This is a genomic window from Streptomyces sp. NPDC059477, from assembly GCF_042749375.1.
Taxonomy (GTDB): Bacteria; Actinomycetota; Actinomycetes; order Streptomycetales; family Streptomycetaceae; genus Streptomyces.
This window is the reverse complement of the sequence record NZ_JBHYUG010000006.1, coordinates 149,376-169,036: the sequence shown is the minus strand read 5'-3', so window position 1 is coordinate 169,036 and position 19,661 is coordinate 149,376. Positions and strand designations below refer to the sequence as shown.

The following is a 19,661-nucleotide window of genomic DNA, read 5'->3' as shown; positions in this document are numbered from 1 at the left end:
GTGCCCGACATCTCGCTGGGCATGCTGCCGGACACCCGGCAGAGCACCATCGGCCTCTACCTGCCGATGAACACCGGAAACGCCGGAAACGCCCACGGAATCGGGCCCTCAGTCGAGGTGGAAGACCTCCTCGGCCTCGGCCCACCACTCCCCTTCGGTCGCGCTGTCCAATGGCTGCTGGCACGGGTCGGTCAGCGCCCACCATTCGCGGGTGACCGGGTCGGCGGCGATCCGCGCGGTGTCGGCGGCGTAGTCGGTGCCGGTGTACTCGAAGTAGCTGAACAGCAGGCCGTCCCGCAGGAAGATGGAGTAGTTGCCGATGTTGGCACGCTTGAGGGCGGCGAGCACGCCCGGCCACGCGGCGGCGTGCAGGGCGCGGTACTCCGGCTCCTTCTCGGGCCGGAGCCGGATCACGGCGGCGAAGCGCTGCATCCCGCTCAGCCCTCCTTCCGCAGCCGCAGCCACAGCCACGATCGCAGGCGCAGTCGCGATCGCAGTCGCAGTCCGTCCATGCCGCCGCCCACGACCGGCGCGGTGCCTGCTGAGGTCTCTCCCATTGAGGTCTCTCCCACTGGTGTGCTTCCGAGCGGACGGGCGCCCGGGACACAGGGGTGTGCTCGGGAAACACCATCGTGCCCCGGAAACAGGATCGCGCTCGGACATCCCGCCGCGCCAGTGGCTCACCCGGACCGCAGGCCCTGCCGAGCACCGCGCCGACCGCCCGTCAGAACACCACCGCACGCCGTCCACCAAAGAAGGATCTGCTTCATCCGGCACGCAGGACCCTAAGGATCAGATCCCTCGTATGCAACAGCTCGCACAGGATGCCCCTTTTGACACATTACGCGAGCGATATACAACTGGATTCAACAAGTTTCCGCCTCTCCCTTCTCAACGCGTAACACCGATGCCATAGTTGCCCCACCGATGAACCTGATTAATCCAAGACCGCATCAGGGGGATGACGCAGTGGGAGCTTCAGCGCAGGTGTCCGGCGAGGGGAATGACGATGCCTCAGGCCGCTACCGGCCCGGCTACGAGCTGGTCGCCGAGCAGCTGCTCAACTACATCGCCGAGCAGAACCTGCGGTCCGGGGACCGGCTGCCCACCGAACAGGGCCTGGCCCAGATCCTCGGCGCCTCCCGCAATGTCACCCGCGAGGCCGTGAAGGTCCTGGCCGCCATCGGCCGGCTGAGTGTGCGGCGCGGAGCGGGCATCTTCGTCGCCGACTCGGCCGGTGGGCTGGTGGACGACCCGCTCTCGCACTTCCGGCCGACGAGCATGGAAGACGTCCTGATGCTCCTGGACTACCGGACGGTGATCGAGTCGGAGACGGCCCGCCGTGCCGCCTCGCTCGCGACGCCGATCGAGGTCCGGACCATCCGGGAGTGCGCCGAGACCTCACTCGTGGCGGCCAGAGCCAACGACGGTTACGGCTTCGCCGAGGCCGACGCGGCGTTCCACGACGCCGTGGGTGCCGCCTCGCACAATGTGTTTCTGCGGTCGAGCGTCGCCGGTGTACGGCGCCTGGCGTCACAGTCCGATGTCCTGCTGTTCCACGGTGACGCACCCGGGTCACTGGAAGTGGCGGCGGAACAGCACCTCGCCATAGCCGAGGCGGTCGCCGCGGGGGAGACCGATCTCGCGGCGGAGCTGATGGTGGCGCACATAGCCACCACACAGAGTCAGTTCGAGCGAAAGATCCGCGACCGGCTGTTCAACCTGGACAGCCGCGCCCCCACCGGCACACCGGTACAGCCATCGAGAAGGACCGGTGCCGCGGAGGCGCCGCGGTCCCCCAGGACGTCCGCCGCGGAGGAGCCGCGGCCACCCAGGACGTCCGCCTCGTAGCACCGCCACCACCCCCGCCGGCTCGTAGCACCGCCACCACACCCCCCGGCTCCTGGAACCGCACCACACCCCCCGGCCCGTGCACCGGGCGTCCCGCCCTCACGAGCCACCCCACGCCGGAGAGACCCGGAGGACGACCGGGGCTCCCCTCATGTCACCTCATTCAGGCGATTGGATGTCCGTGTCTGCACCGTCTGCTCGTGAACGAATACTCGTGCCGCTGCGAAGAGTTCTGGTAGCGGCCCTGTCCCTGGCCGCCGCGGCGGCCCCGCTGGCCGCCACGCCCGCCCTGGCGGCCACGCCCAAGGGCCTGAACGTCTATGTCTCACCGTCCGGCAAGGACTCCGGCACCGGCACCGCCGCGCAGCCCTTCAAGACGCTGGAACACGCGCGGGACTACGTCCGCAAGGCCAAGAAGAAGGTCAGCGGCGACGTCCATGTGCTGCTGATGTCCGGAACGTACCAGCTGAGCAGCACCTTCAGCCTCACCGCCGAGGACTCGGGCGAGGACGGCTCCCGGGTCACCTACGAAGCGGCCCCCGGCGCCAGCCCCGTCATCAGCGGCGGCAAGCAGATCACCGGCTGGACCCCGGCCGACTCGACGGGCACGGTCTACAAGGCCGACGTGGGCGACCTCGACACCCGTCAGCTGTATGTGAACGGCGAGCTTCAGACCCGGGCGCGGAGCGAACAGAACCCGTCCGGCTTCAGCAAGACGTCCACCGGCTACACCTTCACCGACAGCAGCTTCAGCGACTACGCGCGTCCCGAGGACCTGGAGGTCGTCAGCAGCTGGGGCTGGAAGCTCCAGCGCTGCGGTGTGGAGTCGATCTCCGGCAACGCGATGACGATGGAACAGCCCTGCTGGGACAACGCCCACCTCCAGCAGGGCCAGGAGATCCAGAATCCCACCTGGCTGGAGAGCGCCCGCGAGCTGCTGGACACCCCGGGTGAGTGGTACCTGGACGAGGGCTCGGGCGAGATCTACTACATGCCCCAGGAGGGCCAGAACCTGGCGAAGGCGACCGTCACGGTGCCGGTCGTACAGGATCTGGTCAACCTGAACGGCACCAGGGCCAAGCCCGTCACCGACGTGTCCTTCGAGGGCATCACCTTCTCCTACTCCACCTGGCTCGCCCCCAGCTCGCCCGACGGCCTCATCGAGGGCCAGGCCGGCTTCCGGATGGTCGGTGCGGACAACCCCGACTTCGACTCCACCCGCCTGGACTGGCAGAAGACACCCGGAGCCGTCAATGTGAGCCACGGCCATGACATCGGCTTCGAGGGCAACACCTTCACCCACCTCGGCGCGGTCGGCCTGAACCTGAACACCGGCACCCAGGGCACCGACATCACGGGCAACGTCTTCCGGCAGATCGCCGCCACCGGCATCCAGATCGGCGGCGTCGAGGCCATCGACGCCCACCCCGACGATCCTCGGGACATCACCAAGGACACCCTGGTCGACAACAACGTTGTCACCAAGGTCGCCGACCAGTACAACGGCTCGGTGGGCATCCTGGCCGGCTACACGGACAACACGGAGATCACCCACAACAAGGTGTACGACCTGCCCTACACCGGTATCTCGGTGGGCTGGGGCTGGGGCCTGACCGACGCGGGTGGCAACTCCTCGTACCCGAACAACGGCGGGGTTCCGGTCTGGGACACCCCGACCATCAGCCAGGACAGCGTTGTCACGGACAACGAGATCAGCGACATCATGAAGTCGCAGGCCGACGGCGGCGCGATCTACACCCTCAGCGACAATCCGGGCGGCACGGTCTCCGGCAACTACATCCACGGCGTCCCGGCGCACGCGTACGGCGCCGTGTACCACGACGAGGGCAGCAGCGGCTGGGAGAACACCGGCAACGCCATGTGTGACGTCTCCTTCCAGTGGCTGCTCATGAACCACGCGGAGGGGAACACCGCCACCGCCAACTACACCAGCAACCCCGCTTTCAGCGTCCAGAACCAGAGCACCGGCAACAACGTGTCGGGCAACACCACCGTCGGCTCCTGTGCCCAGCTGCCGGCCTCGATCGTGAACAACGCCGGCCTCCAGCCGGCCTACCGTCACCTCGACTCGGCCCCGCCCGCCACCGACACCAAGGCGCCCACCGCGCCCGGCGGCCTGGCCGCGACCACCGACTTCCCGACGGTGGCGGACCTCAGCTGGGCGGCGTCCAGCGACAAGACGGGTGTGACGGGCTACTCCGTCTACCGCGACGGCAAGCTCTTCAGCGCCACCGGCGGGACCTCGGTACGGCTCTCCGGCCTCACCGCCGGCCAGACCTACACCTTCACGATCACCGCCCGTGACGCGGCCGGCAATGAGTCCGCCAAGAGCAGGAAGCTGAGGGTCACCATGCCGTCCGGCAGCGACCTGGCACTCGACAAGCCGGTGACCGCGTCCTCGGACTCGGAGCAGAACTTCCCCGAGAAGGCCGTGGACGGTGACCTGTCCACCCGCTGGGCCCAGGGCCTCGGCCTGCCCGACCCGTCCTGGATCCAGGTCGACCTCGGCGCCCGGTACGACGTGAACGGCGCAATCACCACCTTCGAGAAGAGCAGCGGCTACCAGTACCGCATCGAGGTGTCCTCGGACGAGATCACCTGGACGACGCTGGAGGACCACACCTCCGCGAACACCACGGCGATGACCAACTACACCCACGCCGAGGAGCCGGTCACCGGCCGCTTCGTACGGCTGACGGTCACCGGCACCAGCGGCAACGGCGGCAGCGTCTTCGACTTCCAGGTGTACGGCCAGGCCGCGGCCCCCAGTGCCGACCAGAGCGCCCCCTCCACTCCGGAGCAGCCCGACGTCAAGCCGCTGCTGCCCAGCCTGGTCGAGCTGAGCTGGCCGGCCGCGACCGACGACACCGCGGTGACCGGGTACGCCGTGTACCAGGACGGCGAGCGGATCGCCGTCACCGCCGCCACGACCCTGCGGGTCTCCGGCCTGACCCCTGACACGGAGTACTCCTTCGTGGTGGTGGCCCGGGACGCCGTACTGAACACCTCCGAGCCCAGCGAGGCGGCCGTCATCACCACACCGGCCGACCACAACCTCGCACTCGACAAGCCGGTGACCGCGTCCTCGGACTCGGAGCAGAACTTCCCCGAGAAGGCCGTGGACGGTGACCTGTCCACCCGCTGGGCCCAGGGACTCGGCCTGCCCGACCCGTCCTGGATCCAGATCGACCTCGGCGAGGCCACCAGTGTCTCCAGCGTGGTGACCACCTTCGAGAAGTCCAGCGGCTACAAGTACCGCCTGGAGTATTCGACCGACGGCACGACCTGGTCGACGCTCGACGACCACACTGCCGAGAACACCACCTCGGCGGCCAACCACTCCTTCACCGACGAGCCCGTCACCGCCCGCTACCTGCGGCTGACCGTCACCGGATCCAGCTACAACGGCGGCAGCATCTACGAGATCCAGGTGTACGGCGAGTTCTGACCCCAGGTGCCCCCCGGGGCGCCGCGTTCCCCTCCGAAAACGAAAGCCACGATGAAGATCACCCATGTCGAAGTTCACCGGATCGATGTTCCGGCGGCCAGCCCTCCCTTCAAATGGCGGGACGGACTGAGCGGAAGCGCTCCGGTGGGTAACGGCGCGGTCCTGCGCATCGGCACCGACGAGGGAGCCGAGGGGGTGGCCGTGTTCGCCCGGCCGGGAGCCTTCACCACCCTGCGCGAGCTGGTCGATCTGGTCTTCCGCGACGAACTGGTCGGGGCCGACCCGTTCCAGCGGGAGTGGCTGTGGCACCGGGTGTGGGAGCTGGACCGTATCCACGAACTCCCGCTCCCCACCCTGGGCCTCATCGACACCGCCCTGTGGGACCTCGCCGGCCGGTACCACGGCCAGCCGGTCTGGCGCCTGCTCGGCGGCTTCCGGGAGTCGATCCCGGCGTACGCCTCCACCTCGACGTTCTCCAGCATCGCGGAGTTCCTCGATGTGGCGGACCAGTGCCTCGAACTGGGCTACCGCGGTATCAAACTGCACGCCTGGGGCGACGCCCGCCGGGACGCCGAGCTGTGCCTGGCACTGCGCGACCACGTCGGCCCGTCGATCCCCCTCATGTACGACGGGTCGGCCGGATTCGACCTGCCCGACGCGATCCGCCTGGGCCGGGCGCTCTCGGAGGCCGACTACCTCTGGTACGAGGAGCCGATGCGCGAGTTCAGCATCTCCGCGTACCGGACGCTGGCGGCGACCGTGGACGTACCGCTGCTGGTGGCGGAGACCTCCGACGGAGCACACATGAACTCCGCGGACTTCATCCGGGCCGGCGCCGCCACCTTCGGCGTGCGGGCCGGTACCACCCTGCGGGGAGGCATCACCGGAGCCATGCGCACCGCACACCTCGCCGACGCCTACCGCCTGCGGGCCGAGGTACATGGTTCGGACATCCCGAACCACCATCTGTGCATGGCCATTTCCAACACCACCTACTACGAGTCCCTGGTGACCGCGGCGACCGTCGTCCGCGAGCGCCATGTGGACGCCCAGGGCCTGGTGCACGCCCCCACGGGCCCAGGCATCTCCCTCCCGCTCGACTTCGGTTACGGCAGCGAACTGCTGCCGTACGTCGAGCAGCCGCGCTGACCGGCCGGCACCCCCCCATCAGGCGTGCCACCTGTCCCCCGCAAGAAACCAGAAAGGCAAGACAATGAGGTCTTCCGGATCTCCCACGACCGGCCGGCGCCGCACCGGCCCCGGTCTGCGCACCGCCGCCATCGCGCTCTCCCTGGCCACTGCGGCCGTACTGACCGGCTGCGCCAGCGCCGACACCACCACCGACTCCCCCTCGGCGGCAGCGGCCTTCGAGCCGGTCACGCAGCAGGAGGGCTCGCAGATCACCGTCTGGACGGATTCGACCCGGCTGCCGTCGGTGGAGGCGTACCAGAAGGCGAACCCGGACGTGAAGATGGACATCGTCACGTACGACGGAGGCGCCGACGGGTCCACGTATCTCCAGTCGAAGGTGCAGCTCTTCGACCGGACGGGCAGTGGCTGGCCGGATGTGGTGTTCGGCTCCCCCACCGACGTGACCTGGGCGTCCGAGCCCACGACGGCCGACGCGCAGCCCTTCGCCGCGCCCCTGGACGGCGATCTCGTACCGCAGAGCACACTGGACGGCTTCGCCAAGGGCTCCCTCACACCGTGCGAGTTCAACGATCACACCTACTGCCTGCGCAACGACATCGCCCAGGTCGTCCTCTGGTACAACAAGGACCTCATGGACAAGTGGGGTTACGACGTCCCCACCACGTGGGAGGAGTACGAGGCCCTCGGCAAGCAGGTCGCCGAGGACCACCCCGGCTACCTCGTCGGCTCGGTCGGCGACACCAACTCCCATGAGTCGTACTTCTGGTCCGGCCAGTGCCCGGCGTTCGAGGTGACGGAGCCGGACACCCTGCGCACCGACCTCCAGGACCCGAACTGCACCAACATGGCGGGCCTGCTGGACGGGTTGATCGACGCCGGCGCGGTCACCACCAAGGGGTTCTTCAGCCAGGGATTCGCACAGGACAGTGGCAGCAAGGTCCTGATGGCGTACGGCCCGTCCTGGTACGGACAGTATCTGTTCAAGACCGCCTTCGAGACCCCGGCGGGGCAGATCGCGGCGGCGTCCCCGCTGAAGTGGGAGGGCCAGAGCACGGCCGCGACCGGCAACGTCGGCGGCGGTGTGTGGATGGTGTCCTCGCACAGTGCCAACCTCAAGGCGTCCACGGACCTGGTCACCTGGCTCACCACCTCCGACGAGAACCAGGCGTCCGCGCCCACCTACCCGGCCTACACCCAGGCCGCCGAGGCGTGGCTGGCCAACCCCGCCAACAGTGACTACTTCGCCAATGATGTGAGCGGGCCCTTCAAGGAGGCCGCGAGCGAGGTGTGGACGGGCTGGTCGAACACCAGGTTCTCGGACGCCACCGCCTGGTCCAGTGTCGTCCTGCCGGCCCTGACCGAGGGCAAGACCCTGACCTCGACGCTGGAGGCCTGGGAGACGGAGATCAGCAACGAGGCGAAGGCCGAGGGATACCAGGTGGTCAACGAATGACCTTGCTGGAGACCGAGCGGGTCGCCGTCTCCCCCCTGCGCCGTGGCACCAAGCCGCGGCGCGGGGGCCCCGGCCCCGCGGGCTACTTCTTCGTCGCCGGATACGCGCTCCTGCTGCTCGCCTTCGGGGTCTTCCCGACGGGCTACTCGTTCTACCTGGCGCTCACCAACGACCAGGGCCGGTTCACCGGGTTCAACCAGTTCGTGAAGGTCGCCCAGGACTACCGCTTCGTCCCTGCCTTCACCAACATGCTGCTCTACCTGGTCATGTGGCTGATCGTCCTGGTCGTCCTGGTCGTGCTCGTCGCGGTGGTGCTGCGCAGCAGGGTGCGGCCGGGTACGTCGGCGCTGTTCCGCTTCCTGTACTACATTCCCGGCGCCCTCGCCGGGGTCGCGAGCGTACTGGTGTGGCTGTTCATGCTGGATCCGGACGTCAGCCCGGTGTCCTGGCTGCTCAACAGCATGGGCATGCACAGCTTCGCGGCCGTGCTCTCGCCCGGCAACCTGCCGCTGATCCTGATGCTGATCGCCTTCTGGACCGGCGCCGGCGGCTGGATGGTCGTGATGTACGGGGCGCTCAACAACATCCCCGACGAGGTGCTGGAGGCCGCCCGGATGGACGGCGCCGGGCCCTGGCGCACCGCCTGGCACATCCAGATCCCGATGATCCGGCAGTGGATCGTCTATATGACGATCATGGCGTTCGCGACCGGCACCCAGCTGTTCGTCGAGCCCCAGTTGCTCCAGACGGCCAGTCTCGGCCGGGTGAGCCCCACCTGGTCGCCCAACCAGCTGGCCTATGTCTACGCCTTCCAACAGGGCGACTTCAACGGCGCCGCCGCCATCTCCGTCTACCTGCTGGCACTGGGACTCGTGGCCGCCGGACTGCTGGTCGCCCGCTCGAATCTGTTCAAGCTGGATGACAAATGACGCAATCCACTCTCTCCCTCTCCTCAGCGCCGACGGGCCGGCGTCCTCAGCCTTCCCGGGTCGTCTCCTTCCTCGTTGTGGGCCTGCTGCTGGCCCTGCTGCTGGTGTTCTTCGTCCTGCCGGTGATCTGGCTGCTGCTCGCGCCGTCCAAGACCGCGGCCGAAGTGGTCCGCGACAACCCGCTCTCCTTCGGATCGTTCCAGCAGATCGGCGCCGCCTGGCGGCATCTGTTCGCCTTCCAGGACGGCGCGATGGTCACCTGGCTGCGCAACTCGGCGATCTACTCGGGGGGTTCACTGATCCTGACCCTTGCTGTCAGCATCCCGGCAGGCTACGCGCTGGCCCTGACGAACTTCCGGGGACGCAAGACGCTGCTGACGATCACCCTGGTGACCATGATCATGCCGCAGGCCACCCTGGTGCTGCCGATCTTCCTGGAACTCAACCAGTTCAATCTGATCGGCTCCGTCTGGTCGGTGATCCTGCCCTTCTCCTTCTACCCGTTCGGCGTGTACCTGGTCTACATCTACTTCGGGAGCAGCCTGCCCAGGGACCTGCTGTCGGCGGCGCGGATCGACGGCTGCAACGAATGGCAGCTCTTCACCCGTATCGCGCTGCCGCTGGCCAAGCCGGTGATCGGCCTGGTCGCGTTCTTCAGCTTCGTCGGCAACTGGAACAACTTCTTCCTGCCGTATCTCGTCCTGCCGAAGAGCGAGCAGTTCCCCATCCAGGTGGGCCTGAACCAACTGCTGACCTCCACCCCGTCGTTCAACCCGGTGGCCGGTGCGGGTCTCGACATCACCATCCCGGAACTGGCCCTGGCGATCGTCGTCGCCATCATGCCCGTGCTGGTGCTGTTCCTCTTCTCGCAGCGCACCTTGGTGTCCGGGATGCTCGCGGGCGCGACCAAGGAATGAGCGCCCTGCGCGTCGATCGAGCCCAGGGCCAACGACTGGGCGGCCAGGAACTCACCCAGGTCCTCCCTCAGTCTCACCCCCACGGTTCAGCCCACGAGAAGGCGAAGACCCAGCTCAGCGGCGTCGAGGGCGACGAGGTCACGGTTGCGCTCGGCCCACCGGCCCGAGGAGAGGTCGTCGCGCAGCCGGTCCACCGCCCGCTGCTCGGCCTCCGGCCCGACTCTGGTCCACACCGATACCGCCCGGCGCACGTGTTGGTCCAGATACGCCTCGGGCCGACGCCAGTGGGCCTCGAAGAAGCCGTCGGCGCAGTCCCATGGGATGAGCACCGGCTCCATACGGGCCCCGATCGCCCCGGCCAGCTGATCCACCGAGGGCCGTCCGGCCACCAGGCCGACGACCTCGGGCAGATAGTCACGGGTGAGCCAGAACCGGTGACGCCAGCCGGTGTCACTGGCGTCGTGCGTGAACACCACGACGCGCCGGGCCACTCGCCGCATCTCGCGCAGCCCGGCGATCGGGTCCTGCCAGTGATGAACGGTACTGAAGGCCATCGCGGCGTCGAAGGACCGATCCCCGAACGGCAGGCGCTCCGCGGTGGCGGCCACGCATGGCGCCGCGCCCTCGGGACGCTGCGCCCGCATGACCGCCGACGGTTCCACCGCGGTCACGTCACGATCCGGGGGTTCGTAGGAGCCGGTACCGGCGCCCACGTTCAGTACCGTCCGTGCGTCCCCGAGCGCGGCCCAGACCCTCGCGGCGATCCGCGGTTCGGTGCGTCGCGTCGCCGGGTAGGCGGACCCGATGGCCTCGTACAACTGCGCGCCGAACGGTTTCAGTTGTTCCTCCGGTGTCGTCCTGATCCCCATGGCCCGTGCCTCCAGTTCCCTGTCTATGGCCGTCACCATGGCGGCGGCGCGGTCGCGCTGGTCCAGCAGCAGTCCGCGCAGCCGGTGCAGATGCGCGACCGCGTCGGTGGCCGGGTCGTCCACGAGATCCGCGATCTCGCGCAGTCCGAAGCCGAGCCGCCGGTAGCCGAGCACCTCGCGCAGCCGCTCCACGTCGCCCGCCGAGTAGACCCGGTATCCGGCCGAGGTCCGCGCGGACGGCTGCACGAGGCCGATCTCGTCGTAGTGATGCAGCGTGCGGACGCTCACACCGGCCAGCCCGGCCACACGTCCCACGGTCAGGTGTTTCTCCACGCCACCGACAATGCGGCATGACGCCACGTGAGGGTCAAGGGCTCCGTCGGGGTGGGTGCGGGGGGCGCAGTGCCCGCCCCATGGGTGGCCAGGGTGAGGTCCTGCTCTTCCTGACCAGTACAGCCGCCGCCCACGTCAACGGACTCAACCTGCCCGTCGACGCGGGATACTCCGCAGCCGCGGTCACCCATGACTTCCCCGCCCCCGCCCTCCAGCAGATGGCCGCAGGCGCCTGACGCCGGGGGCGATACCGGGACGGACGGCACCTGAGCTGAAGGCGCCGGGCACTCCTGTGCCCGTATCGCCCTGCGAGGCGGGGTCTGCGTATCGTCTCGGCGCCTGTGGGCGAACCGTGCTCACAGGTCTACGACGAGTTCCTCGCCGTGGGCTCGTGACACGCAGAGGAGCATCAGGTTCCCGCCGGCCCGCTCCTGCGGCGTCAGCAGGCTGTCGCGGTGATCGATGTCCCCGGCCAGCACCCGGACCTCGCAGGATCCGCAGGTGCCCTCGCGGCAGGTCGAGGGCACCAGCACCCCCGCCTCCTCCAGCGCGGACAGCGCCGAGCGACCGGACGGCACACGCACCACCTCTCCGGTGCGTTCAAGGCGCAGATCGAAGGGACGGTCGGGACCGTCGGCGGCCTGCGGACGGGGGCGGAACCGTTCCACGAACACCTCGCACGACCGCCAGGAGGCCGGCCCGTCCTCGGCCAGGTGCTCCACCTCGCTCATCAGGCCCTCCGGCCCACAGCACAGCACGGCCTCGTGGCCGTCGACGGGCAGGCCGGCCAGGTCCGGGCGACCCCGCTCGGCCGTGTCCCACCACTGCACCCGGTCACCGTAGCGGGCGAGTTCTTCCCGGAACGGCGCCTGAGCGGTGGAGCGGACCAGATTGAGCAGCCGCCAGGGTCGTCCCGCCTTCGTCACGGCCTCCATCATGGGCAGCAGCGGAGTTATCCCGATGCCGCCGGCGATGAAGAGGTAGCCGGGGCGGTCCGGGATCGGGAAGTGGTTGCGCGGGCCGCGGACTTGTACGGTGTCCCCGGCCGTGAGCCCGTGCATCCGGCGGGAACCGCCACGACCGTTCTCGTCGTACCGCACCGCGATACGCCAGCCGCTGAGGTCACCCACACTTCCGCACAGGGAGTACGAGCGGGCGAGTGACTCGCCGCCGTCGACCGGCGGGTGTACGTCGATGTGCGCGCCGGGCTTCCACGCGGGCAGCTCGGCGCCGTCCGGTCGTGCGAGCCAGAGGGAGCGCACACCGGGCGCCTCCTCTCTGACGTGGCTGACCGTCAGGCTCAGGGGTTCATGGGGCCGCCGGGGCACGCTGGCGCGGCCTGAGGTCCTCGGTCCTGACCAGTCGACGGTCAGGCTGGTCGGTCCTCTGAACTCCCAGCCGTGGTACGGCGGTTCGACCGTTCTCCGCATCGAGGGGAAGGCGTCGAGTATCTCGGTGATCGCCGTGGTGACCACGGTACGGGCGAGCGGTGCGCCCACGCAGGCGTGCACGCCGCCGCCGAAGGCGAGGTGGTGGCTGTGCTGCCGGTGCGGGTCGAAGGTGTCGGGTGACTCCCAGTGCTCTTCGTCCCGGTTGGCGGACGCCAGTACGGCCGCGACAACGGCGCCCTCGGGCAGCCGTACGCCGGCGACCTCGACCGGCCGGAGAACCCGCCTGGTCAGCGTGCCCACCGGCGAGCCCCAGCGCAGGGCCTCCTCCACGACCCGAGTGACCGCGCCCTGCCCGACGCGGGCCTCCTCCTTGAGGCCGGGGTCCGCCAGACAGGCGTTCAGGGCGATGCCGAAGAGGTCGCGCGGCTCCTGCATACCGCCGATGACCAGGAGTTGCACCGTGGAAACGATCTCCGCGAGGGTCATCGGGCCTGATTCCGTCCCGGCCGCCGCCAGCCCTTCCAGGAGAGATCCGGGCGGTGGCCCCGAGGCGAGGACTTCCCTCACCACGGCTGTGATCTCCGCACCGGCGGCGAGGGCCGCGGCCTTCTTCGCGGGGTCCCGTTCGTAGTTGGCGGCGCCCGTGGTGATGGCGCCGATCCAGCCCCACACCTGCGCTTCGGGCAGCCTCGCGGGCAGGCCGGTCACGGCACACAGGGTGCGGACGCACAGGGGCACGGCGAAGTCATGGATCAGATCGGCGTGTCTGCGGGAACCGGACCGCAGTTCGTCGATGAGCCCGGTGACCAGGGCCTGCACCACGGGCTCGGCGTTCAGCAGCAGCGACGACGGCCGCAGGGCCGCCGTGAGCGGGGCCCTGCGTGTCGCGTGGTACTCGCCGTCACTGTGCAGGAGGTTGGGGCCGATCGCTTCGGTGAGCGGGGAGTCGTGGACGGCGGCGCTGAAGGTCTCCGCGTCGCGGGCCACCCGTACGACGTCGTCCCACCGGGTGATGAACGTCGCGTGCGCCACCGGCACCCAGGCGACCGGCTGCTCCGCCCGCAGCCGTGCGTACACCGGGTACGGATCCTGCTCCAGCTCGGCGAGGGTGATGGCTTCACCAGGCGTGATGGGCATCGTCGCTGCCTCCTACCGTCGATGGGGTGTGCCCGTCGACAGGATCTGCGTCCTCAGGTCTCGTCCTCAGGTCTCGTCGTCGGGTCTGCGTCGATGGGAGCGCGGGTTAACTATTCTGGGCAATAGTTGGATGATTTATTGATCAGAATGCTCATATCCGTCGTGGGTGGGCGGGCAGGGAGACACATCATGCGCAACGTGGACCGCACCGGGGCCAGAGTTCTGCTCGCCCTCGACCAGGACCCGCTGGCCACGACGGTGGCCCTCGCCGACAGGCTGGGCCTGGCCAGGAACACGGTCCAGAACCGGCAGCACAGGGTGGAGACGGACGGGACGCTCGCCCCGCCGAGCGTACGGGTGCGGCCGGAGCGGCTCGGGCGGCCGGTGATGGCGTTCGTCACCCTGGAGATCGGCCAGGTGGACGGGCATCGCACCCTTGACGAGATCTCCGCCGTGCCGGAGGTCTGCGAGGTGCACGCGATCACGGGCGGCGCGGATCTGCTGCTGCGGGTGGTGGCACGGGACAGCGCGGATCTGTACCGGGTGACTCGGGCGCTGCTGTCGTGCAGTGGGGTGCTCCGGTCGAACACCATGCTGTCCATGGTGGAGGTGGTGCCGCTGCGGATGGCCCCACTGCTGCGGGAGATGGCCGAGGACGGCGAGTAGCACCGTTCGGTCCGATGGCTGCTCACGTTTCGCCGGGCGCCGTACCGCGCCGGGTGCCGCCGGCCGCAGGGCCCACGGCTCGATGGTCCGGCCGCGCCGTCCCGGGGGACGCCGGGTGCGGGACGCGGCCGGCCTTCGGGTCAGGGCCCGTACACGCTCAGGCCCGAGAGCTGGGCGGCGGGCCAGCCGGTGTTCGCGGTGACGTGGATGCGGACGTGGCGGACGGTCGCGGGGGTGGACAGGGTGATGGTGGTGGTGTTGCCGGTGGCCGGGTTGAAGGTGCGGCCCGATGCGGCGGACAGGGTGGTGAAGGTGATGCCATCGGTGCTGCCGAGGACGGACAGGGTCTGGGTGCGGGTGGCCCAGGCCGGGTTGGGTGGCAGGGTCAGTACCACGCGGGCGACGCTCCGGTCCGCCCCGAGGTCCACCTGGATCCACTGGGGGAAGGCGTTGTTGGCGCTTTCCCAGTAGGTGGCGGGGTCGCCGTCGACGGCGTTGCCGGGCGCGTAGACCTGGGTGTGTCCGCTGGCGGTGACGGTACGGCGCAGGGCCAGGTCGCCGACCGGCTGGGGGCCGCCCGGGAAGGGGACGGTGGGGCGGGTCGCGGTCAGGGCGAGTTGCCCCTTGAGCATGCGTCCGCCGTCCGCGGTGAGCCGGAGATAGTAGTCCGACGAGCAGGCCGTACCGTCCTCGTCGAGTGCGCGGATACCGGAGCCGGTCGGGACCTGAGCTGCGGTCTCGGCGGTCTTGGCGATCTGGTTGCCCTCGTTGAACTCGTCGAACATGGAGATGTAGAAGCCCTGCACGCCGAGGCCGACCAGGTTGTAGAACTGGCGCCACATGAGGTCGCCGTGGCGGCGGTGGCCGGACTGGAGGTCGCCGGGGATGACACAGGGCTGGTAGTCGACCCCCCGGGCGGCGCAGTCGGCGAGATCGGCGGTGTTGAGGTCGCGCAGGAACCGGTCGGCGCCCGCGACGTCGGAGATCCGGCCCACCATCCAGGGCGAGATCATGTCGAAGGAGCGGTACACGTCCTGGAACCCGGGGCGGGAGTCGTCGACGCCGTTGCGCCAGTGGGTGGGGACGCCTCCGATGACGTAGCAGCCCTGCGCCTTGAACCAGTCCACCACGTCCTTGCAGGGGGCGGGGGCGAAGGGGCGCTTCGGGTCGCTGAAGCCGAAGCCCCAGATGCAGACGACCGGTTTGCCGTTCTGCCGGGCGTACGCCGAGGACGCGGTGTGCGCCCGCATCTTGTTCGTCCAGTCCTCCTTGATCTGGCTCTGCATCACGGTCCAGTCGGTGACGTCGTACATGATGTAGAACTTGCGGCCGTACGTCTCCGCCGACTGCCGGACCTTCTGCGCCATTCCGTCGCGCGTGGGTCCTTCGGCGCCGAAGGGGTTGAAGCGCTGGAGGGCGGCGGTGTCGCAGCCGTGGTCGCGCATCCACTGGAAGTGGGTGTCCACGGTCTGCTGGTCCCAGGAGGAGAACAGGGTGGCGGGCTGGCCGTTGCCGAGGCTGGGATAGGCCGTGGGGTAGGTCCGGGTCAGTTCCCGCATGTCGGGCCAGGAGGCGATGGTGGTGTTGGAGGGGGACGGGGGCTGGGAGGCGTTCTGGCTCCAGTGCCACCAGTTGTTGATGGGGGCACCGTCGCCGATACAGGCGAACCAGCCCTGGTAGCCGACGGTGATCTTGCCGACGACGTCGCCCGGGGGTGAGGCGGCGGGGGCGGCGGTGGCGGCGGCGGGGGCGGATGTGGCCAAGGCGCCTGTCGAGGTGGCTGCGGCCGTGGCGATGACCGCGGATTTGATGACGGATCGTCTGGAGATGCTCACGAGTTCCTCGCATGGGGGGATTCGAGGTGCGGGCGGGCATCAACCTAGGGACTTGTCCGTGCATGGACAAGATGAGTGCGTGCAATTTCTCGACAGGGGGTCACAAAATATCGACAGCGGCAGCGACCGCGATGCGGGCCCGCGGTCGCTGCCGATCGAGTAGGTGCCGGGTGGCGGCGTTGAAGTCCTCCAGGACGGTCTACCCGGCCCGCTCCTCCTGAGGCTCGGCGGACGGACGGCCCGGCTAACGCGCCACGCGGTAGCGGAGGTGAACGACCTTCGGTCCGATCGTGCGGGTCTCGGCGAGTTCGAGATCCACCCGGCGCTCATGCTGGGGGAAGAACGGCACGCCCCCGCCGACCAGCACCGGGTAGACCCTGGCCCGGTACTCGTCGATCAGGTCCAGCCCGGCCGCCTCGGCGGCGAGGCTCGCGCCACCGATCGCGATGTCGCCCTCCCCCGGCTCGGCCCGCAATCGCGCGATCTCCGCCGCCAGGCCGTCGGAGGCCAGGCGGGCATTGCCCTGCACCGTCGTCAGCGTGGTGGAGAACACCACCTTGGGGAGCCCGTTCCAGAGCGCGGCCCACTCACGCTTCGCGTCGTCGAACGAGGGATCCTGGTCGGCGGTCTCCCAGTACAGCATCGTCTCGTACAGCCGCCGTCCCAGCAGGTGGACGCCGACCTCGCGGATCTCGTCGATCCAGGAGCTGAAGACCTCCTCGTCGGGCCCCGACCAGTTGAAGTCGCCGTCCGGTCCCACGATGTATCCGTCCAGTGAGACGTTCATCGAGTAAGTCACGCTGCGCATCAGAAGTCCTCCTCGGTAACGGGCCTTCGACACTACGACCGCCGGACGACGCGGAACTCATCGGCGAGAAGGCCGGGCACCTCCGCTTTTACAACGCCGGTGCCTCCGACCGGCCGACGGCGCGCACGTCACTCCCCGGCGTCGATCGCGGGACGCCGTACCTCGATCTCGGCGCCGGTCTGCTTGAACGACTCCGGGGACACCGCGACCAGCACCGCGTCCCGGTGGAAGTCCGGCAGTGTCGTCGACCCGCAGCTGATCATCGTCGCGGTCAGCTTCGCCCGGGTCCGCTCCACGTTGTCGTACAGGCTTCCGGCGTAGGGTACGTAGCCGTCGACGCCCTCCTCGAAGACCAGCTGCCCGCGCTGGCCGTAACGGTCCGCGTTCTGCGCGCGCCGCGAACCCTCCCCCCAGTACTCCTTGTACCACTGGCCGCCGATCTGTAGCTTCCGCGACGGGCTTTCGTCCAGCCGGGCGAAGTAGCGGCCGAGCATGACGAAGTCCGACCCCATCGCCAGGGCCATCGCCATGTGCGAATCGCTCAGCAGACCCCCGTCGCAGCACAGCGGCACATACATCCCGGTCTCCTGGGCGTAGGCATCGCGTGCCTCGACCACATCGAGCAGCGCGGACGCCTGCCCTCGGCCGATGCCCTTCTGCTCCCGGGTCGTACAGATGGCCCCGCCACCGATCCCGACCTTCACGAACGCGGCGCCCGCGTCGGCCAGATAGCGGAAGGCGCGTCCGTCGACGACATTCCCCGCGCCGACGGAAATGTCGTCCCCATACTCCTCCCGGGCGAATTCGAGCGTCTTCGCCTGGTAGACGGAGTAGCCGTCGGAGGAGTCCAGACACAGTACGTCCGCACCGGCCTCCACCAAGGCTGGGATACGGTCCTTGAAGTCCCGGGAATTGACACCGGCGCCCACCCGCAGACGCTTCTCGGCATCGACGGTCGCACGGTGGTACGTCTTATGGGCCTGGTAGTCACTCCTGAGGACCAGGGAGACGGCCCGGCCGTTCTCCAGCACCGGCAGGACGTCAAGGTGGTGCTGCCAGATCAGCTCGTTCGCGTCGGACAGGGTGGCCGATGCGGAGGTGGTGACCAGGCTGTCGCGGCCCCGCATCCGGTTGCCCGCGGTCTCGTGGGCTCCGTGACGCTCCAGATGGAAGTCATCTCGGCCGATGATTCCCCGGAACTCGCCATCCGCTTCCCCGCTCTCCGTGACCACGGCCACGCCCTGCTCGGCCCCGGCCAGCAGCCGGGCCACCTCGCCGAGAGGTGTCCGCGGCGACACCGTGATCTCGCCGGTCCGGAAGCCCGCCTTGTGCCGCTTCACCGCCCGTACGTCCGCGGCCTGGTCCTCGATCCGCTGGTTCTGGTGGATGAACGACAGCCCGCCCGCCTGCGCCAGGGCGATGGCCAGCGCGGGTGACGACACCGCCTGCATGATGGCGCCCACCATGGGGGTGGCGACCCTGATGGCCGGCTCCTCGCCTACCCGGTGACGCACCAGGGGCGCTCCGAGATCCACGTTGTCCGGCGTGCAGTCTTCTGTGGTCAGGCCCGGGATGAGGAGGTACTCACTGAGCGTGCGGGAGATCTCGGGGAGAATTTTCACGTCGTCTCCAAAGGAGAGCCTGCGAGCCGTTGGCGGCTGATCGGCAGGGCTCGGGCGGGCAGTGCGGATCGACGCCGACCGGCGGCGCACTGTCGGAAGTGAGCGCTCTGAAACATCCCAGGAGCGGACGCGGCCAGCGGGGCGGTGCTCGCCCGCGCGGCCCGGATCGCCAGGAAGGAACAGACCCGAACGCACACGGTTGGGCACAGGCGCTGACTTCCATGACGCCATGAGGGATCGTACCGCCCTGAACGTGTCCCCTCGGTCACCCCGATCAATGAGCGGAACCGACGCCCCCCGGCCCTCACTTGAGGCCGGAGTGCGACGGGCCCTCCACGAAGTGGTGCTGGGCCAGGACGAAGACGATGAGCATCGGGAGGACGGTCATCAGTTGGAACAGCTGCACGATGGGCGCCCGTACGCTGGTGGGCTGCCGTATCACCATGTGAGGTGGAGCACTCCCCGGCCGCGTCGGGGCGGGCGGGCGCGATCATGAACGGAATGGACACTCGTTTCGTTGGCATCGCCGAGGTCGCCGAGGCCCCGTCGGTGGCGGTCGTGGTCGACGTCATGCGCGCTTTCACCGTGGCTGCCTGGGTCTTCGCCCAGGGGGCGGAGAAGATCGTTCTTGCCGGGTCGCTGGACGAAGCCCTGGCGCTCAAGGCTCGACACCCGGAGTGGGTGACGCTCAAGGACGGCCCGAGGGCGCCCGGCTTCGACCTGGTCAACTCGCCCGGCCTGCTGCGGTCGGCCGACCTCGGTGGACGCACCGTTGTGCAGAAGACCACGGCGGGGACGGTCGGGGCCCTCGCGGTCAAGAAGGCGTCGCTGGTGCTGTGCGCGAGCTTCGTGGTGGCGGAGGCGACGGCTCAAGTCCTGCGGACACGCGGGGGTGACGGTGTCACGTTCGTGGTCACCGGCGACGACGGACGGGCCGATGAGGATCTGGCCTGCGCTCACTACATCGCCCGGAGAGCCGTCGCGCCGGGGACGGACGCTGCCGGGTTCCTGCGCCGCGCCGCCGGGTCACGCGCCGCCGCCGAGCTGGCGGAGGGTGTGCGTCAAGGGGTCCATCCCGATGACGTAGAACTCTGTCTTGAGCTGGACCGGTTTCCCTTTGCCATGGCGGCGGCATTGGAGGACTCACTCATGGTCCTGCGTCCGTGCGCCGTGCCTTCGCCGGTCGGCGACGTCTCGATCTGACGGACTAGAGGCTATGTCCCGTCGGA

16 protein-coding genes are annotated in these 19,661 nt (G+C 69.1%); 9 read left to right on the top strand and 7 right to left on the bottom strand.

Annotated elements, in window-relative coordinates; translation table 11 throughout:
- Positions 1 to 108: 108 nt before the first annotated feature.
- Positions 109 to 432: an L-rhamnose mutarotase gene (locus ACFXAZ_RS05265; protein WP_384585340.1), complete on the bottom strand. Its 324-nt coding sequence runs from the start codon at positions 430 to 432 to the stop codon at positions 109 to 111.
- Positions 433 to 969: 537 nt separating this feature from the next.
- Here ACFXAZ_RS05265 and ACFXAZ_RS05260 point away from each other — a divergent pair.
- The 6 genes from ACFXAZ_RS05260 to ACFXAZ_RS05235 all read left to right on the top strand — a co-directional run bounded on the left by ACFXAZ_RS05260 (position 970) and on the right by ACFXAZ_RS05235 (position 9,771).
- Positions 970 to 1,851: a FadR/GntR family transcriptional regulator gene (locus tag ACFXAZ_RS05260; protein WP_384585337.1), complete on the top strand. Its 882-nt coding sequence runs from the start codon at positions 970 to 972 to the stop codon at positions 1,849 to 1,851.
- A 175-nt stretch (positions 1,852 to 2,026) separates the two neighbouring features.
- Positions 2,027 to 5,320 (top strand): discoidin domain-containing protein, encoded by a 3,294-nt coding sequence (locus ACFXAZ_RS05255; protein ID WP_384585334.1) that lies wholly within the window; start codon positions 2,027 to 2,029, stop codon positions 5,318 to 5,320.
- A 51-nt stretch (positions 5,321 to 5,371) separates the two neighbouring features.
- Positions 5,372 to 6,469: an enolase C-terminal domain-like protein gene (locus ACFXAZ_RS05250; RefSeq protein WP_384585332.1), complete on the top strand. Its 1,098-nt coding sequence runs from the start codon at positions 5,372 to 5,374 to the stop codon at positions 6,467 to 6,469.
- Positions 6,470 to 6,533: 64 nt separating this feature from the next.
- Positions 6,534 to 7,925, top strand: a complete 1,392-nt coding sequence (locus ACFXAZ_RS05245) for an ABC transporter substrate-binding protein (protein ID WP_384585330.1) — start codon at positions 6,534 to 6,536, stop codon at positions 7,923 to 7,925.
- Positions 7,922 to 8,854 (top strand): carbohydrate ABC transporter permease, encoded by a 933-nt coding sequence (locus ACFXAZ_RS05240; RefSeq protein WP_384585327.1) that lies wholly within the window; start codon positions 7,922 to 7,924, stop codon positions 8,852 to 8,854. Before ACFXAZ_RS05245 ends, ACFXAZ_RS05240 begins: the two co-directional genes overlap by 4 nt.
- A complete protein-coding gene (locus ACFXAZ_RS05235) occupies positions 8,851 to 9,771 on the top strand; it encodes a carbohydrate ABC transporter permease (RefSeq protein ID WP_384585324.1) in 921 nt (306 codons plus the stop codon). The genes ACFXAZ_RS05240 and ACFXAZ_RS05235 overlap by 4 nt, the downstream gene beginning before the upstream one ends.
- Positions 9,772 to 9,857: 86 nt before the next feature.
- On the opposite strand, the gene ACFXAZ_RS05230 is transcribed toward ACFXAZ_RS05235, so the two are convergent.
- Entirely contained in the window at positions 9,858 to 10,973 is a 1,116-nt protein-coding gene (locus ACFXAZ_RS05230; RefSeq protein WP_384585321.1) for a MerR family DNA-binding transcriptional regulator, read from the bottom strand.
- Positions 10,974 to 11,053: 80 nt separating this feature from the next.
- Between ACFXAZ_RS05230 and ACFXAZ_RS05225 the strand changes: the two genes are divergently transcribed.
- Positions 11,054 to 11,209, top strand: coding sequence for a hypothetical protein (locus tag ACFXAZ_RS05225; RefSeq protein WP_384585318.1), 156 nt, complete (start codon positions 11,054 to 11,056; stop codon positions 11,207 to 11,209).
- Positions 11,210 to 11,329: 120 nt separating this feature from the next.
- Here the strand turns inward: ACFXAZ_RS05225 and ACFXAZ_RS05220 are convergent, their stop codons facing one another.
- Positions 11,330 to 13,501, bottom strand: a complete 2,172-nt coding sequence (locus ACFXAZ_RS05220) for a cytochrome P450 (RefSeq protein WP_384585315.1) — start codon at positions 13,499 to 13,501, stop codon at positions 11,330 to 11,332.
- Between the two features lie 189 nt (positions 13,502 to 13,690).
- Here ACFXAZ_RS05220 and ACFXAZ_RS05215 point away from each other — a divergent pair, with 189 nt between their 5' ends.
- Entirely contained in the window at positions 13,691 to 14,167 is a 477-nt protein-coding gene (locus ACFXAZ_RS05215; protein WP_384585312.1) for an Lrp/AsnC family transcriptional regulator, read from the top strand.
- A 140-nt stretch (positions 14,168 to 14,307) separates the two neighbouring features.
- Here ACFXAZ_RS05215 and ACFXAZ_RS05210 read toward each other — a convergent pair whose 3' ends face one another.
- The 4 genes from ACFXAZ_RS05210 to ACFXAZ_RS05195 form a co-directional block, all read right to left on the bottom strand.
- Complete coding sequence (locus ACFXAZ_RS05210) at positions 14,308 to 16,002, bottom strand: discoidin domain-containing protein (RefSeq protein WP_384585309.1); 1,695 nt, start codon at positions 16,000 to 16,002, stop codon at positions 14,308 to 14,310.
- 244 nt (positions 16,003 to 16,246) lie between these two features.
- Complete coding sequence (locus tag ACFXAZ_RS05205) at positions 16,247 to 16,810, bottom strand: dihydrofolate reductase family protein (protein ID WP_384585306.1); 564 nt, start codon at positions 16,808 to 16,810, stop codon at positions 16,247 to 16,249.
- Between the two features lie 128 nt (positions 16,811 to 16,938).
- On the bottom strand, positions 16,939 to 18,432 hold the full coding sequence (locus tag ACFXAZ_RS05200; protein WP_384585303.1) for an IMP dehydrogenase: 1,494 nt from the start codon (positions 18,430 to 18,432) through the stop codon (positions 16,939 to 16,941).
- A 304-nt stretch (positions 18,433 to 18,736) separates the two neighbouring features.
- Positions 18,737 to 18,877, bottom strand: a complete 141-nt coding sequence (locus ACFXAZ_RS05195) for a hypothetical protein (protein ID WP_384585300.1) — start codon at positions 18,875 to 18,877, stop codon at positions 18,737 to 18,739.
- 56 nt (positions 18,878 to 18,933) lie between these two features.
- On the opposite strand from ACFXAZ_RS05195, the gene ACFXAZ_RS05190 reads away from it, so the two are divergent.
- Entirely contained in the window at positions 18,934 to 19,635 is a 702-nt protein-coding gene (locus ACFXAZ_RS05190; RefSeq protein ID WP_384585297.1) for a 2-phosphosulfolactate phosphatase, read from the top strand.
- Positions 19,636 to 19,661: the final 26 nt, after the last annotated feature.

What these genes read in the sequence shown, in the direction of transcription:
- ACFXAZ_RS05235 (WP_384585324.1), top strand. Translation starts at nt 8,851, where the DNA reads ATGACGCAATCCACTCTCTCCCTCTCCTCAGCGCCGACGGGCCGGCGT.
- ACFXAZ_RS05220 (WP_384585315.1), bottom strand. Translation starts at nt 13,501, where the DNA reads ATGCCCATCACGCCTGGTGAAGCCATCACCCTCGCCGAGCTGGAGCAG.
- ACFXAZ_RS05265 (WP_384585340.1), bottom strand. Translation starts at nt 432, where the DNA reads ATGCAGCGCTTCGCCGCCGTGATCCGGCTCCGGCCCGAGAAGGAGCCG.
- ACFXAZ_RS05215 (WP_384585312.1), top strand. Translation starts at nt 13,691, where the DNA reads ATGCGCAACGTGGACCGCACCGGGGCCAGAGTTCTGCTCGCCCTCGAC.
- ACFXAZ_RS05250 (WP_384585332.1), top strand. Translation starts at nt 5,372, where the DNA reads ATGAAGATCACCCATGTCGAAGTTCACCGGATCGATGTTCCGGCGGCC.
- ACFXAZ_RS05195 (WP_384585300.1), bottom strand. Translation starts at nt 18,877, where the DNA reads ATGGTGATACGGCAGCCCACCAGCGTACGGGCGCCCATCGTGCAGCTG.
- ACFXAZ_RS05255 (WP_384585334.1), top strand. Translation starts at nt 2,027, where the DNA reads ATGTCCGTGTCTGCACCGTCTGCTCGTGAACGAATACTCGTGCCGCTG.
- ACFXAZ_RS05225 (WP_384585318.1), top strand. Translation starts at nt 11,054, where the DNA reads ATGGGTGGCCAGGGTGAGGTCCTGCTCTTCCTGACCAGTACAGCCGCC.
- ACFXAZ_RS05240 (WP_384585327.1), top strand. Translation starts at nt 7,922, where the DNA reads ATGACCTTGCTGGAGACCGAGCGGGTCGCCGTCTCCCCCCTGCGCCGT.
- ACFXAZ_RS05205 (WP_384585306.1), bottom strand. Translation starts at nt 16,810, where the DNA reads ATGCGCAGCGTGACTTACTCGATGAACGTCTCACTGGACGGATACATC.
- ACFXAZ_RS05245 (WP_384585330.1), top strand. Translation starts at nt 6,534, where the DNA reads ATGAGGTCTTCCGGATCTCCCACGACCGGCCGGCGCCGCACCGGCCCC.
- ACFXAZ_RS05190 (WP_384585297.1), top strand. Translation starts at nt 18,934, where the DNA reads ATGGACACTCGTTTCGTTGGCATCGCCGAGGTCGCCGAGGCCCCGTCG.